Source organism: Chryseobacterium cupriresistens, assembly GCF_046614675.1.
In the GTDB taxonomy this organism is placed as follows: domain Bacteria; phylum Bacteroidota; class Bacteroidia; order Flavobacteriales; family Weeksellaceae; genus Chryseobacterium; species Chryseobacterium cupriresistens.
In genome coordinates, this window is sequence record NZ_JBKKJT010000005.1 from 159939 (window position 1) to 173410 (window position 13472).

9 protein-coding genes are annotated in these 13472 nt (G+C 38.2%); 1 reads left to right on the top strand and 8 read right to left on the bottom strand.

Annotated elements, in window-relative coordinates; all coding sequences use genetic code 11:
• The 4 genes from ACLI50_RS15225 to ACLI50_RS15240 are packed head-to-tail and all read right to left on the bottom strand — an operon-like array spanning position 1 to position 6376.
• Complete coding sequence (locus ACLI50_RS15225) at positions 1-522, bottom strand: DUF3341 domain-containing protein (protein WP_027371993.1); 522 nt, start codon at positions 520-522, stop codon at positions 1-3.
• Complete coding sequence (gene nrfD, locus ACLI50_RS15230) at positions 509-1906, bottom strand: NrfD/PsrC family molybdoenzyme membrane anchor subunit (protein ID WP_034691792.1); 1398 nt, start codon at positions 1904-1906, stop codon at positions 509-511. The genes ACLI50_RS15225 and nrfD overlap by 14 nt, the downstream gene beginning before the upstream one ends.
• A gap of 25 nt (positions 1907-1931) precedes the next feature.
• Positions 1932-4994 carry a TAT-variant-translocated molybdopterin oxidoreductase gene (locus ACLI50_RS15235; protein ID WP_110009110.1) on the bottom strand — a complete coding sequence of 1021 codons (3063 nt, stop codon included), beginning with the start codon at positions 4992-4994 and terminating at the stop codon, positions 1932-1934.
• A 23-nt stretch (positions 4995-5017) separates the two neighbouring features.
• Positions 5018-6376, bottom strand: coding sequence for a c-type cytochrome (locus tag ACLI50_RS15240; protein WP_047426932.1), 1359 nt, complete (start codon positions 6374-6376; stop codon positions 5018-5020).
• Positions 6377-6560: 184 nt separating this feature from the next.
• On the opposite strand from ACLI50_RS15240, the gene ACLI50_RS15245 reads away from it, so the two are divergent.
• Positions 6561-7118, top strand: coding sequence for an SPOR domain-containing protein (locus tag ACLI50_RS15245; RefSeq protein ID WP_227941202.1), 558 nt, complete (start codon positions 6561-6563; stop codon positions 7116-7118).
• Between the two features lie 55 nt (positions 7119-7173).
• On the opposite strand, the gene ACLI50_RS15250 is transcribed toward ACLI50_RS15245, so the two are convergent.
• From ACLI50_RS15250 to ACLI50_RS15265, 4 genes are all read right to left on the bottom strand, one after another.
• Positions 7174-8451: a DUF6080 domain-containing protein gene (locus ACLI50_RS15250; protein ID WP_411414151.1), complete on the bottom strand. Its 1278-nt coding sequence runs from the start codon at positions 8449-8451 to the stop codon at positions 7174-7176.
• A 74-nt stretch (positions 8452-8525) separates the two neighbouring features.
• Positions 8526-9389: a T9SS type A sorting domain-containing protein gene (locus ACLI50_RS15255; RefSeq protein WP_202841903.1), complete on the bottom strand. Its 864-nt coding sequence runs from the start codon at positions 9387-9389 to the stop codon at positions 8526-8528.
• Positions 9390-9475: 86 nt separating this feature from the next.
• On the bottom strand, positions 9476-11017 hold the full coding sequence (locus ACLI50_RS15260; RefSeq protein WP_202841901.1) for a protein adenylyltransferase SelO: 1542 nt from the start codon (positions 11015-11017) through the stop codon (positions 9476-9478).
• 75 nt (positions 11018-11092) lie between these two features.
• Positions 11093-13471: a transglycosylase domain-containing protein gene (locus ACLI50_RS15265; RefSeq protein WP_110009115.1), complete on the bottom strand. Its 2379-nt coding sequence runs from the start codon at positions 13469-13471 to the stop codon at positions 11093-11095.
• Position 13472 lies beyond the last annotated feature (1 nt).

Below are 13472 nucleotides of genomic sequence, written 5' to 3' on the forward strand. Positions count from 1 at the left end.
TTAAGCGTCTTTAACAGTTATTTCTTCAACTCCAGTTTCAATAAGCAACTGTTTTACAGATTCTACATCTTCAGTTACGAATTCCATCATGAATTTATCATCAGTAGTTCTTGGGTCCGGGTTCTGAGCAGGAGCTCCTGGATACATTTTGTTTCTAACCAGGAAAGTTAAAGACATCATGTGAGCTGCACAGAATACCATTAATTCGAACATTGGAACTACGAATGCCGGCATGTTGTGCCCCCAGTCAAAAGCTGGTTTACCACCGATATTCTGAGGCCAGTCGTGATTCATCACATACCAGGTAAGAGTAGCACCGATCGTTACACCATAACAAGCATAGATGAAAGCGGCATCAGAAATTCTGGTTTTCTTTAAACCTAAAGCTTTGTCTAGTCCGTGAACCGGAAACGGAGTATAAACTTCGTTGATTGCGATTCCTTTATCGTTGAATGCTTTAACGCCGTTCATTAAATCGTCGTCGTCAGCATAAAGTCCGTATACAATTTTAGTGGTGCTCATCTCCTTCTTTTGCTTTATAAGTTTCACCTGAGATTTTCAAAATCGATTTTAATTCAGCCTGTGCAATTACAGGGAATGTTCTTGCATATAATAAGAATAATACAGAGAAGAATCCGATTGTTCCTAAGTATACACCCACATCAATGATCGTTGGCTTAAACATAGTCCATGATCCTGGTAAGTAGTCTCTTGAAAGGTTGATAACGATGATATCAAAACGCTCGAACCACATACCGATGTTGATGATCAATGCAACAATGAATGTCCAGATAATGTTCGTTCTTAGTCTCTTGAACCAGAAAGAAGCAGGAATAACAAGGTTACAGATGATCAATGACCAGAATGCCCACCAGTAAGGTCCTACAGCAGCACCCGGAGAAAGATATGTGAAATCTTCAAATCTGGATCCTGAGTACCATCCGATGAAATATTCAGTGGCATAAGCTACAGTTACCATACCACCCGTTAAGATGATTACGATGTTCATAATTTCGATATGATACATTGTAATATATTCTTCTAAGTGACATACTTTTCTTGCAACCAACAATAGGGTCTGTACCATTGCAAATCCTGAGAAGATCGCACCGGCAACGAAATAAGGAGGATAGATTGTTGAGTGCCATCCTTTAATTACCGAAGTTGCGAAGTCAAAAGATACGGTAGTGTGTACTGAGAATACAAGTGGAGTTGCCAAACCTGCAAGAACCAAAGAAAGTTCTTCGAATCTTTGCCAGTGTTTTGCTTTACCACCCCAACCGAATGCAAGGAATGTATAAATTTTCTTAGTCCAAGGAGTTTTCGCTCTATCTCTGATCATTGCAAAGTCAGGGATTAGTCCCATGAACCAGAATACAGTTGATACTGAGAAATATGTAGAGATCGCAAATACGTCCCAAAGTAGAGGAGAGTTGAAGTTCCCCCAAAGAGAACCGAATTGGTTTGGTAAAGGGAATACCCAGTATCCAACCCAAACTCTACCCATGTGGATTACAGGGAAGATTGCTGCCTGTACAACCGCAAAGATCGTCATCGCCTCTGCAGATCTGTTTACAGACATTCTCCATCTCTGTCTAAATAATAATAATACTGCGGAGATTAGGGTCCCGGCGTGACCGATACCTACCCACCATACGAAGTTGGTAATATCCCAACCCCAGTTAATAGTTCTGTTAAGCCCCCATGCTCCAATACCTGTCCCGATAGTGTAAGCGATACAGCCGAATCCATAGAGGAATAGAACTAGTGCAGCATATAATGAGATCCACCATAATTTACCTGCTCTTTCTTCGATAGGTCGTGCGATATCTTCTGTAATATCGTGATAAGTTTTGTGACCAATAATTAGAGGTTCCCTTATCGGAGCTTCGTAATGTCCTGACATTTTTTACCTATTTATTATTTAAACTTTATTTTTCTACTCTGTTTCTTACTTTAGTGTGATAGAACACGTTTGGTTTTGTTCCGATCTCCTCTAGTAAATAATATCTTCTGTTAGATGCATATTGCTCTCTGATCGAAGAATCTTTATCATTCATGTCTCCAAATGTCATTGCTCCAGTAGAACAAGCTTTAGAACAAGCAGTCTGGAATTCTCCATCCTTCACTCTTCTTCCTTCTTTCTTAGCCTCAAGAATTGTATTCTGAGTCATTTGGATACACATTGAACATTTCTCCATTACCCCTCTAGTTCTTACAACTACGTCCGGGTTAAGTACCATTCTTCCTAAATCATTGTTCATGTTGAAATCGAACTTGTCATTTAGGTTATAAGTAAACCAGTTGAAACGTCTTACTTTGTATGGACAGTTGTTTGCACAATATCTTGTACCGATACATCTGTTGTAAGCCATATGGTTTTGACCTTGCTTACCGTGTGAAGTAGCCGCTACCGGACATACAGTTTCACATGGAGCGTGGTTACAGTGCTGACACATTACTGGCTGGAAGATCACATCCGGATTATCAGCAGGGTGGTTCAATGCACCTCCTTCTTTGTTGAATGCAGTACCGTATAATTCTGGTACAGCCATTCCTTCTTTTAACCCTTCGTATACTTCTACCGTTTGTCTTGAAGAATAGTAACGGTCAATTCTTAACCAGTACATATCTCTGGACATTCTTACTTCTTCTTTACCTACTACAGGAACGTTGTTTTCTGCCTGACAAGCAATGATACATGCTCCACAACCAGTACAAGAGTTCAGGTCGATAGATAAGTTGAAGTGAGGACCATCTGTATCATCAAAAGCATCCCAAAGGTCGATTTTTCTCGCTGGAAGTGCTCCGCTGATCGTGTGGTATTCCAAAGGTTTGTTCCATCCTTTGTGCTCATCATCGAAAGCTACGTTGATGAAATCTGCCAAAGGAACTTCCTTCGCGATTTCATAACGACCCATCAATGTATTTTGAAGCTGGATACCTGCGAATTCGTGATCTTCTCCTGTTTTCTCAATTTTAACACCTGAAAGAACAAGGTTAGAACCGTCAAATAAAGGATAAGCATTTACACCGGTATCAGCAGTTGCTCCTGAGTTTTTCTTACCATAACCAAGCGCAAGACCTACAGATCCTTCAGCTTGTCCAGGTTGTACGAATACAGGAACATCTTTTATTGTTACTCCGTTTACAGTAAGGTTTACGATAGAACCATCCAGCTGCATTCTTGCATTAAGATCGTTATCAATTCCGAACTTTTCTGCGTCTTTTGGAGAAATTGTCAGATAGTTATCCCAAGACATTCTTGTGATTGGATCAGGTAACTCTTGTAACCAAGGGTTATTTGCCTGAGTACCATCTCCCATTGAAGTCTTAGTGTATAATACTAATTCTAATTCAGAAGCTTTAAAGTTTCCTAGTTCAGCAACAGCCTGAGCAGCGTTTCCACCTGCATAAGCTAAAGTAGTTGCGTTGGTAGAAGCGTTGATACCGTTATACAATGCTTTGTTGAAAGAAGTACCACCTAAAAGAGAAGCAGAGTTTGCTTTTAAATAATCGTAGTAATTGTTTGCTGCATTGTTTTTTCCGTTCTTCCAAACCAATAGAGATTCTTCAATCTGTCTTGATTTGTAGATTTTCTGGATTGTAGGCTGCATTAATGAATATACTCCTGTCTGTGGTTCGATATCTCCCCAAGACTCCAGCCAGTTGGCTACAGGAATTACAGCTTTCGCTGCTTTGTACATTTCATTTTTCTTATCTGCTACAGCAATTACGTAAGGAACTTTAGATAAAGATTTCTTGAAATCTTCTCCTTTTGGATGAGAATAAATAGGGTCTACGTTGTTGGTAACCAATACACCAACTTGTCCACCGTTTATCCATCCCAGGAATTCCTGGTATCTTGCTCCGTCAAATTCTTTAAGGAAGTTTGCTTTACCTGTGAAAGCTACTGAACCTAATTTCTGGTTGATTAAGTGTGCTAAAACCTGTGCTCCTTTAGAACCGTCAGCAAAAACAACAGCTTTGCTACCTTTTGCTTTCAATTCGTTAGCAATTTCAGTTGCAGTCTTATCAGAAGTACCGCCACCTACGATTGCGTTGTAAACTTCAACTAAAGTTTTGTTTACAGCACTTGGTTTTAATCTGTATCTTGAGTCAGCATTAGCACCGGTTAAAGACATGTTAGATTCCACCTGAATGTGTCTCAACATGTTTGGTCCTGGCTTTCTAGCTGCTGCATAAGAAGTTTCTAAGCTTGAAGCGTTATAGTCTCCTAAGAAATCAGCCTGGAAAGAAACTACCAATTCAGAACCTTTAAGGTCATAAACAGGTAATGCTCTTTGTCCGAATACTTCCTGAGCTGCATCTAATCCTGCAGAGTAAGGGAAAGCATCATATGTTACTAATTCAGCTGTAGGATATTTAGCTTTGAATTCAGCGAATAACTTTTTGAAAGTTGGTGAGGCAAAAGAGTGTGATAAAACCACAATCTTTTTGCCAGACGCTTTAGCTTCTTCCAACCCTTTAATAACAAAACTGTCTACTTTATCGAAAGTTTCATCTTTACCATCCAGTTTAGGCTGCTTTACTTTATCATTATCATAAAGAGAAAGTACACTTGCCTGAGCTCTTGCGTTAGTTTTACCTAAATCGCCGCCAGCTGGGTTGGGTTCAATTTTGATAGGTCTACCTTCACGGGTTTTTACCAAAACACTAGCAAAGTCGAAACCGTCAAAATAGGTTGAAGCGTAATAATTAGGGATTCCCGGAATAATATCATGCGGTTTTACCACGTAAGGAATCGTTTTGATTACCGGAGCTTCGCAGGCAGCTAAGGTAACTGCTGCTGTAGAGAATCCTAGTAATTTAAGGAAATCTCTTCTTGAAGTACTTGATCCGTTTTTCTCAGCATCTCCAAGGAAATCTTCTACCGGAATTTCTTCCTGAAACTCTTTCTGAGCCAGCTTATTATTCAAAGCCGGATCTTTAAGTTCATGAATACTTCTGAATTGTATTTTGTTTGAAGCCATTTATACTTCTAATTTTTTAGTTATTAATAATGACATTTACCACACTCAAGACCTCCAATTGCATCTACAGTGATCTTACCTCCATCTTGTGGATATTGTTTTTTCAACTTGTCATGTAGATTTTTGAAGTACTCTTTATTATAACCGTTGTTCATATCAACTTCAGTCGTTCTGTGGCACTCGATACACCATCCCATAGTAAAGTCGTTAGCCATCTGAACAACATTCATTGTATCAATTTTACCGTGACAAGCTTTACATACAACATCAATTTTGTTGTTAGGATTCTTTTTGTTGAAAGAATTGATGATCGCCTGTTCTCCAGCAATTACGTGCTGAGAGTGGTTGAAGTAAACGAAGTCTGGCATGTTGTGGATTCTTGTCCATTCAACTGGCTGTGTTTTTCCTGTGTACTGTTGTTTTGCAGGATCCCAACCTGTTGCTGCGTAGATCTTCTGGATTTCACCGTCATAGAATGCCTTGTCTTTTCCAGGCTCCATGTAGTGATCTGCGTTGTATTCAGAAATTGTTCTGTGACAGTTCATACAAACGTTCATAGAAGGAATTTCAGATACTTTTCCGTATTTAGCACTGGAGTGACATAACTGACAGTCAATTTTCTGTTCTCCGGCGTGGATTTTGTGAGAGAAGTAGATAGGCTGCTCAGGTTTGTACCCTTTGTAAACCCCGATCCACATTAACCAGTTCCATACTCCGTAAGCGGCTAAAATAGCAAGGATTGCCAATAAACCTTTACCAATGAAGTGGAACTTCTCGTACATTTCACTGAAAGAACGAACTCGTGTTTCATTAAGTCCGGCTAAATCTTCAGACTGACCCAGTTTCACCAATTGTCTTAGTTTAACCAAGATCCAAACCAGTAAACCTGCGATCGCTAAAAGTGAAATGATGACAACGTTTGTTGTAGTTTTGTCTGCAGGTGCTGCCGCAGTAGCGTCAGTTGCAGGAGTTGCTTCCGGCTTTTTCTCCTCCGGAGCAGGAGGGTTAGTTGTGAAAGCTAAAATGTCGTCAATATCCTTATCTGTAAGATTCGGAAAGACCTGCATTTCAGTCTTATTAAACTTTTCAAAAATCTCATTAGCGTATTTATCCCCAGAAGCTCTCAGAGCTTTGTTGTCTTTGATCCACTTGTGAAGCCAATCTTTGTCTACACCACCTTCTGTCTTTACTCGTTCTACAACCCCTTTTAATGGTGGCCCTACAACTTGTTTGTCCAGCGCGTGACATGCAGTACAATTCGCTTTGAAAAGTTTCTCTCCGTTTTTAGGATCGCCGTCTTGCCCGTAAAATGAAGCACTGGTTGATAGCAATAAGCCTATCGCGATCAACGTTTTTTTATAATGCTTTCTCCAACTAATCATTTAAATTATCTTATGTTAGTAAATTATTGAACATTCAATCAATTCCGCAAAAATAATATTTTTAACAGGAATTTAACGGTATATCGAAAAGGGAAAATATCATTTACGTTTAATTTGTATTGATTCTAAATAACCAGTTTGGTATAGTTTTTTAATTTGTATAAATTTGCGGAAACAAGTTTAAATGAGAAATCTAATCAAAATATTTTCGATATTATCATTATTTGGATTTTATAATATTGAAGCACAGCAAGTTGTTAAAAAGGACACCCTGTCAGGAACAGAGCTTGTAATGACAATGGATTCCAAAATAAATGCTGCTTTGGAAGGAATTGAAGGGAAATGTGCTAAAGCTGCGCCAACAAATTCTTCCAGAGATTTCAGTAATAATGATAGTGGAATTTCTACAGGAATAACTACAAAACCACCTAAGATCTTTGTGCCAAGCAGAGAACTTACCAATGCTGAAATCTGTAAGAAAAATCCTAGAATTTTAGGATTTAAAATTCAGATTACAACAGTGAAAAGTAATGAAGAAGCCAACGAGGTGAAGTCTTATTTCAGAAAAAGATTTCCCAACCTGAAAGTGGAAACAGATGCGTCTTTAAGACCCAACTATAAGATTTTGGCCGGAAGTTATTTCACAAAACAAAGTGCTGCCAGTGATCTTTCCAGAATCAGAGAATACTTTAAATCTGCAGTAGCAGTACAGTATAGAATTTTCTGTGCCGAAGCAAAATAAGAAGAATTTATTTCAACATAGAAAAACAAAAAGCTGAGAAACATTCTCAGCTTTTTTATTTATAATAATGTTCCATAAACCAGAAAAATTCTGTCATTCTGAAAATATTAGTGGCGAGCAGATAAGTGAATAACACGACAACCGTTAATGTTAGCAATGACATGATTTTAGGTGATGATCTGTAAGCAAAAAAGAGCCATCCTAAAAGCAAAGGATATACAAAAACAAAATGTCCTCCGTAAATGTAGGAAGTATGAAGACCAAACCTCATCACACAATGGATCGCAATGTCAATGAAAAATGAAATGGCAATCACCTGAACCCATTTATTTTTGAAATTTTTACAATAACTCCAAATGATCAGAATCAACAGCAGGATTACAAAAAAGTAAGGAAACACTGATGAATAAAGGTCCATGTAAAGGCCCTTGAAATTAAAGCCTTTCATATTATGCTTGTCTGACATAATAAATCCGGGGAAAAGAATATTACCTCCGAAAAAGAACGAAAGAATCATGTCCCATGTCGGCATCGACTTTACATTGGAGAACTTTTCATATTGCTGATTTGTTTTTGAAAAAATAGTCTGATATTTAAAATCAATTCTGTTCAAATAAAGAAGTACAAAACAGATCATAGAGACTGTTACTCTAAGCACTGCATTTCCGAATTTTTTCCAGTTTCTGAAAAGTCCTTTTTCAAATAAAAGTGGGATGAAAACTTTTACAAAGTTGGTTATGGTAAGCCCTCCGATGGCAGTTCCTGCCAGTGATAAGGCGGTTGCAGGTATTTTTTCTTCCTTCTTTAGTTTTATTGCTGCATAGTGATTGTATAATGAGAGTAAGAATAAAGTGTAGGTGAAGTTTTCCGGAGTAAAAGACAAGATGATGTTGGTTGAAAAGGCACCGAAAAAAAGAATAATTAAAAGGTTTAACCATAAAGGAAGGCAAATGATGTTCTTTACATATTTAAAGACCTGAACTATATTCAATGTGATGATGATATTACTGAGCCATGCCAGCGTGAGTCTGAAGCTGGCATCCATTTTTCCTCCTGAAATAAATAATGAAAATTCTCTTACCCAGTTAAAAAAGTAGTAGGACAGAGGGTGTCTTTCAAAGCTGCCTCCTGTCATAAGGATCGATTTATTATCAAAACTGAAATAAGCGTCCCATGGAATTCTATTGTCAAAGATAATTCTATAATGCAGGGCTATATAAGATCCTAATATTCCATAACAGATCATGAAAAACAGAAATATTGCCAGTTCGGTATAGGTGGATGGGAAAACCAGTTTTAAAAAATGGATAAATTTTGTTTTGATAGAAGACACGTGTCAAATTTTTTGCAAAAGTAAAATAAAAAAACCACCAAAATTGGTGGTTGTAAAAGTTTGTATAAACGTTCTTACTGTTTGATTACTTTCTCGGTTTTGGATGTTCCATCAGAGAAGTCTACTTTTAGTAAGTAAGTTCCTTTTGGAAGTGACGAAATATCTGTAGTTTCAGAATTGTTTGTACTTATAGTTTTACCTGAGATATCAATTACAGATGTAGCTTTGATTTTTTTATCTGTTTTAATGCTGACTATACCTTTTGTAGGATTCGGATAAACTGAAAGGTTATCCACTTTTGTTTTTGAGACTTCAGATGTACCAAGAGTTCCGTTAGCAATAACCTGTACATCATCAATAGAAACAGCATCTGCATCATTGGCAACATATTGGAACCGTATTTTTACGTTAGCTTGCCCAACATATGCAGCAAGACTTTTCTGTACAGTAACTGTGTTGTAGAAATCCGTATCGATATTACCATCACCATCATCAGTAAAACCAGGTTCGCTATCTTCGTTCCAGAGAGTCGTCCAGTTTGTTCCTCCGTCTGTTGAAATCTGTGCCAGAAGATTTCCCTGGTTAAGACTTATCATATAACCCCAGCCAACTTTTACTTTAAAGCTAAAGGTAGGGCTTGTAGCTCCTACCAGACTGAATGCCGGGCTTACAAGATTTGCTGTATTAGCTCCTGATATCCAGTCAATCGTAGCTGAATTATTTCCCGCGATAGTAAACCTTGTTTTTAATTCAATTGAAGAAGCGGAACTACCTGAAAAAACATTGCCTGTTAAGTCCCATGCTCTGGATACATTAGTGTTTGATTTTGTCCACCCTGCAGGAGGAAATGTTGTTCCTTCAAAATTTTCCGAAAGTAGAGTTTGCGCATTTCCCAATATAGAAGAGACTAAGAAGATGAATAGTAATTTTGTTTTCATTTGGTTTACGTTTAAAGTTGACAGTAAAAGTAATAAAAAAATGAAAATAATTACATGTTTTTTAATTTTTTATGAATAATAATCAATTATGAACTACATGAAAGTGTGGAACATCCCGCTGTATCATCATATCCCGACGGCCTTTTGACGGAGAATTCAGGGTAGATTTCCTGATATGGATTTTCAAGAGCTTTGGTAAGCTTTTCCAGCATTTCCTTTTTACCGTTGCTGATCTCTTCAATACATTCGTAAAGAAGATAATTTCTAAGAATAAATTTTGGGTTTGTTTTTTCCATCATGGCTAAACATTCTTCTCTGGAATTAGAGTTTAATTCTAATCTTGATCTATAACTTTTGATGAAATTATTAAGTTTTGTCAACTTTTTTTCGTCCAAAATAATATAAGAGACCTCTTTAAAGTGCTCTGATATATTGGTTTCTTGAGTTGTTTTTGCCAGTTGATTGAAAAACAGGGTATAATCCAGCTGAAGCTCTTGCATAAGACCTTGCCAGTTGGTGAAGAAATCCTCATCTTCTTTTCGCAGCTGATCAAATCCGAACTTTCTGCAAAGCATCTGGTCGTGGGCTTCCCAAAAATAGGTGCCAAAATTATTTAAAGTATCTTCCAAAAACTTTTCATCTTTGATTAATGGATGAAGAGCATTGGCCAGCTGCCAAAGATTCCACTGAGCGATCTGTCCCTGTTTTCCGAAAGCATATCTTCTTCCTGGAAGATCTGTAGTGTTGGGAGTAAAATTCAAATCATATTCATCCATCATGGAATAGGGGCCGTAATCAATCGTTAATCCGAGAACAGACATGTTGTCTGTATTCATCACTCCGTGTACAAAGCCTACTCTGAACCATTCAACCATCAAGTCGGCAGTCCGGGTACATATATTTTCAAAGAAGTCTCTGTATTTTTTGTCGTCAGTTGATGTAATTTCCGGATAATAGTTTTCAATGGTAAAGTCGGCAAGCTCCTGAAGATTGTTGTATTCTCTTTGGGCAGACATGAGTTCAAAATGTCCGAAACGTAAGAAACTTTCAGCAGTTCTGATAACCACTGCACCTTTTTCCAGTTTTGGATTTCCGTTATACATGATGTCACGCATTACATCTTCACCTGTGAAAGCCAGGCTAAGCGCTCTGGTTGTAGGAATGCCCAGATGATACATGGCCTCACTCATCAGGTATTCACGTACAGAAGATCTTAACACAGCTCTTCCATCGGCATGTCTGGAGTAGGGTGTTGCTCCGGCTCCTTTCCATTGAATCTCGGTCTTTTTTCCTGCCTCATTGATAATTTCACCGGCAAGAATGGCTCTTCCGTCTCCAAGTTGTCCTGCCCAGTTTCCGAACTGATGTCCTGCATATGCTGTGGCATAGGTTTGAATATTGTCCGGAAGATGATTTCCAACCAGAAAATCCAGGTCTTTATCTTCATATTTTCCCAAGCCTATTTCCTCTGATAATGCTTCGTTAAAAGTTATCAGCTCAGGTTTATCAAAGCCTGCGGGTTTAATGGTGGCAAATAAAACCTTCGGGGTATTTCTCTGCATTGGGTTGTTGGAGAAATCACCCGGGAAATTTTCAATAAATGGCTGTCTGATACGTTCGATATTCATCCTTCAAAGGTATTAATTATAAAAGAAAAGACCTTTCAGATTATTGAAAGGTCTTATGTATTTCTAAAAGAGAAATTATTTATTGAAATCTACTTCATCATTGGAATGAAGGTTTTCATTGATGTTGTCCTCTTTCTTTTCTGTTGGTTTTTTAGGCGTTGGATCTGCCGGCCTTGGATTTTTGATCTCATCAATGGTTTGAAGGCTTCCTTCATCTCCATATCCTCCGCTTAATCCTTTAAGGTTTGAACATCCGTCTTTCCAGTCTGAAGGTTTTACAAACTTATCATCAGGGGTAACTCCCAGGCTCTTATCTGCCCATACTTTCTTCATGAATATAGCCCAGATTGGCAATGCCATTTTTGCACCCTGACCTTCACCTGTTCCATAAAAGTGGGTAGCTCTGTCTTCCCATCCAACCCATGCTCCGGTTGCTAATTTTGGAGTAATTCCCATAAACCATCCATCAGAGTTGTTTTGAGTTGTTCCTGTTTTGGCAGCAATTTCTACTGCTTTTGAAATTCCTCTTCTTCCCAGTTCTCCGGAAGCGGTTCCGTATTGTGCAACACCTTTCATCAGTTCAATCATGGTGTAAGCATACATTGGGTTCATTACTTCCTTAGGTTCCACGTTTACTTCCTTGATGACTCTACCGTTGGCATCTTCAATTCTCCAGATCATTTCTGGTTTGTTATAGTTACCATAGTTGGCAAAAGTACTGTAAGCACCAAGCATTTCGTAAATTGTAATGTCTGATGAACCTAAAGCAATTGTATTGTTTCTTGGAATATCTTCTGTTACTCCCAGATCTCTTGCCGTCTGGATTACAGCGTCTACTCCTGTCATTTCAATAAGTCTTGCGGCAACAGGGTTTTGAGAATGTGCCAATGCATCTTTTAAAGTTAGCATTCCGCCTCTTCCCGGTACATGCCATCCGTTATGATCGTATGTTCCGTTAGAAACAGCTGAACAAGGTGTCATTCCGAGTTTCATAATCGCAGTGGCATATACGAAAGGCTTAAATGTGGATCCTACCTGTCTCTTACCTTGCTTGATGTGATCATACTGGAAGTGCTGCCAGTCTATACCACCTACCCATGCTTTGATTTCTCCTGTTCCCGGAACCATAGACATTAAACCTGCCTGTGCAATTTGTTTATGATATCTGATAGAATCCCATGGAGACATTTCTATCTCTTCTTCTCCGTTCCATGTGAATCTTGAAGTTTTGATAGGTTTTTTGAATTCCATCATGATAGAATCATCAGGCATACCGTCTGCTTTCAACATCTTGTATCTTCCGGTTCTTTTCATAGCCTGAACCATCACATCATTGATTTGTTTGTCGTTCAGATAGTAGAAAGGTCTGTTCTTTCTTCCTCTTTGTTCCGCATCAAATCTTTTCTGAAGATCCGTTAAGTGCTCCTTAATTGCCTCTTCCGCATATTTCTGCATTTTAGAATCAAGGGTAACGTATATTTTTAAACCGTCTTTGTAAAGGTTTAGTTTTTTGCCGGTTTCTTTTTCGTGAGTTTCAAGATATTTATCAATCTCTTTTCTCAGATAAAACTTGTAATAGGCAGAATAATCATCGTTAATATTTTTGATTGGATGATAATCTAATGCAATAGGTGTTGCAACTGCTTTGTCAAACGTAGCCTGATCTATGTAGCCTGTTTTCAGCATTTGATCCAAAACAACATCTCTTCTCGCTTTTGCTCTTTCCGGATTTCTCATTGGGTTGTTTTTTACCGGATTTTCAAGCATAGCAACAAACATGGTTGCTTCGGGTAAAGTAAGTTCGGAGGTCTTCTTGTTAAAGTATATTTTGGAAGCCATTTCAATTCCGTTGGCATTGTAAAGGAAATCAAACTTATTGAAATACAATGTTACAATTTCTTCTTTGGTATATCTCTTTTCAAGACTTACAGCCACTACCCATTCTTTCAGCTTTTGAAAAACAGCCTTAATTTTATTATCTGCTCTTTTCCCTGTGAAAAGTAATTTTGCCAGCTGCTGGGTAATGGTAGATCCTCCACCTCGGCCGCCACCAAAAACTACTGCTCTGGCAACAGACTGAAGGTCAATTCCTGAATGTTCTTTGAAACGCTCATCTTCTTTAGCCTGAAGCGCATAGATAAGGAAAGGAGGAAGGTCCTTATAAACAATGGGCTGAGTTTTTTCTTTTTCGAATTTACCCAAGGTTACTCCGTCTGAAGAAATGATCTCAGAAGCAACAAAGATGTCCGGATTTTCAAGTTCTTTTACATCAGGCATTTCACCAAGGAATCCTTGGGAAACCGAAAAGAAAAGTACTGAAATTCCAAGAACTACCGCGATGAGTCCTATCCAAATAAATGAAACCCATTTTCTCCAGGAGGTATCTTTCTTTTTCTTGGGAGGCAGAGGAAATGTTTTCCCCTTATTTCCTGCATTTTTTTTGTTTTCTTCCATT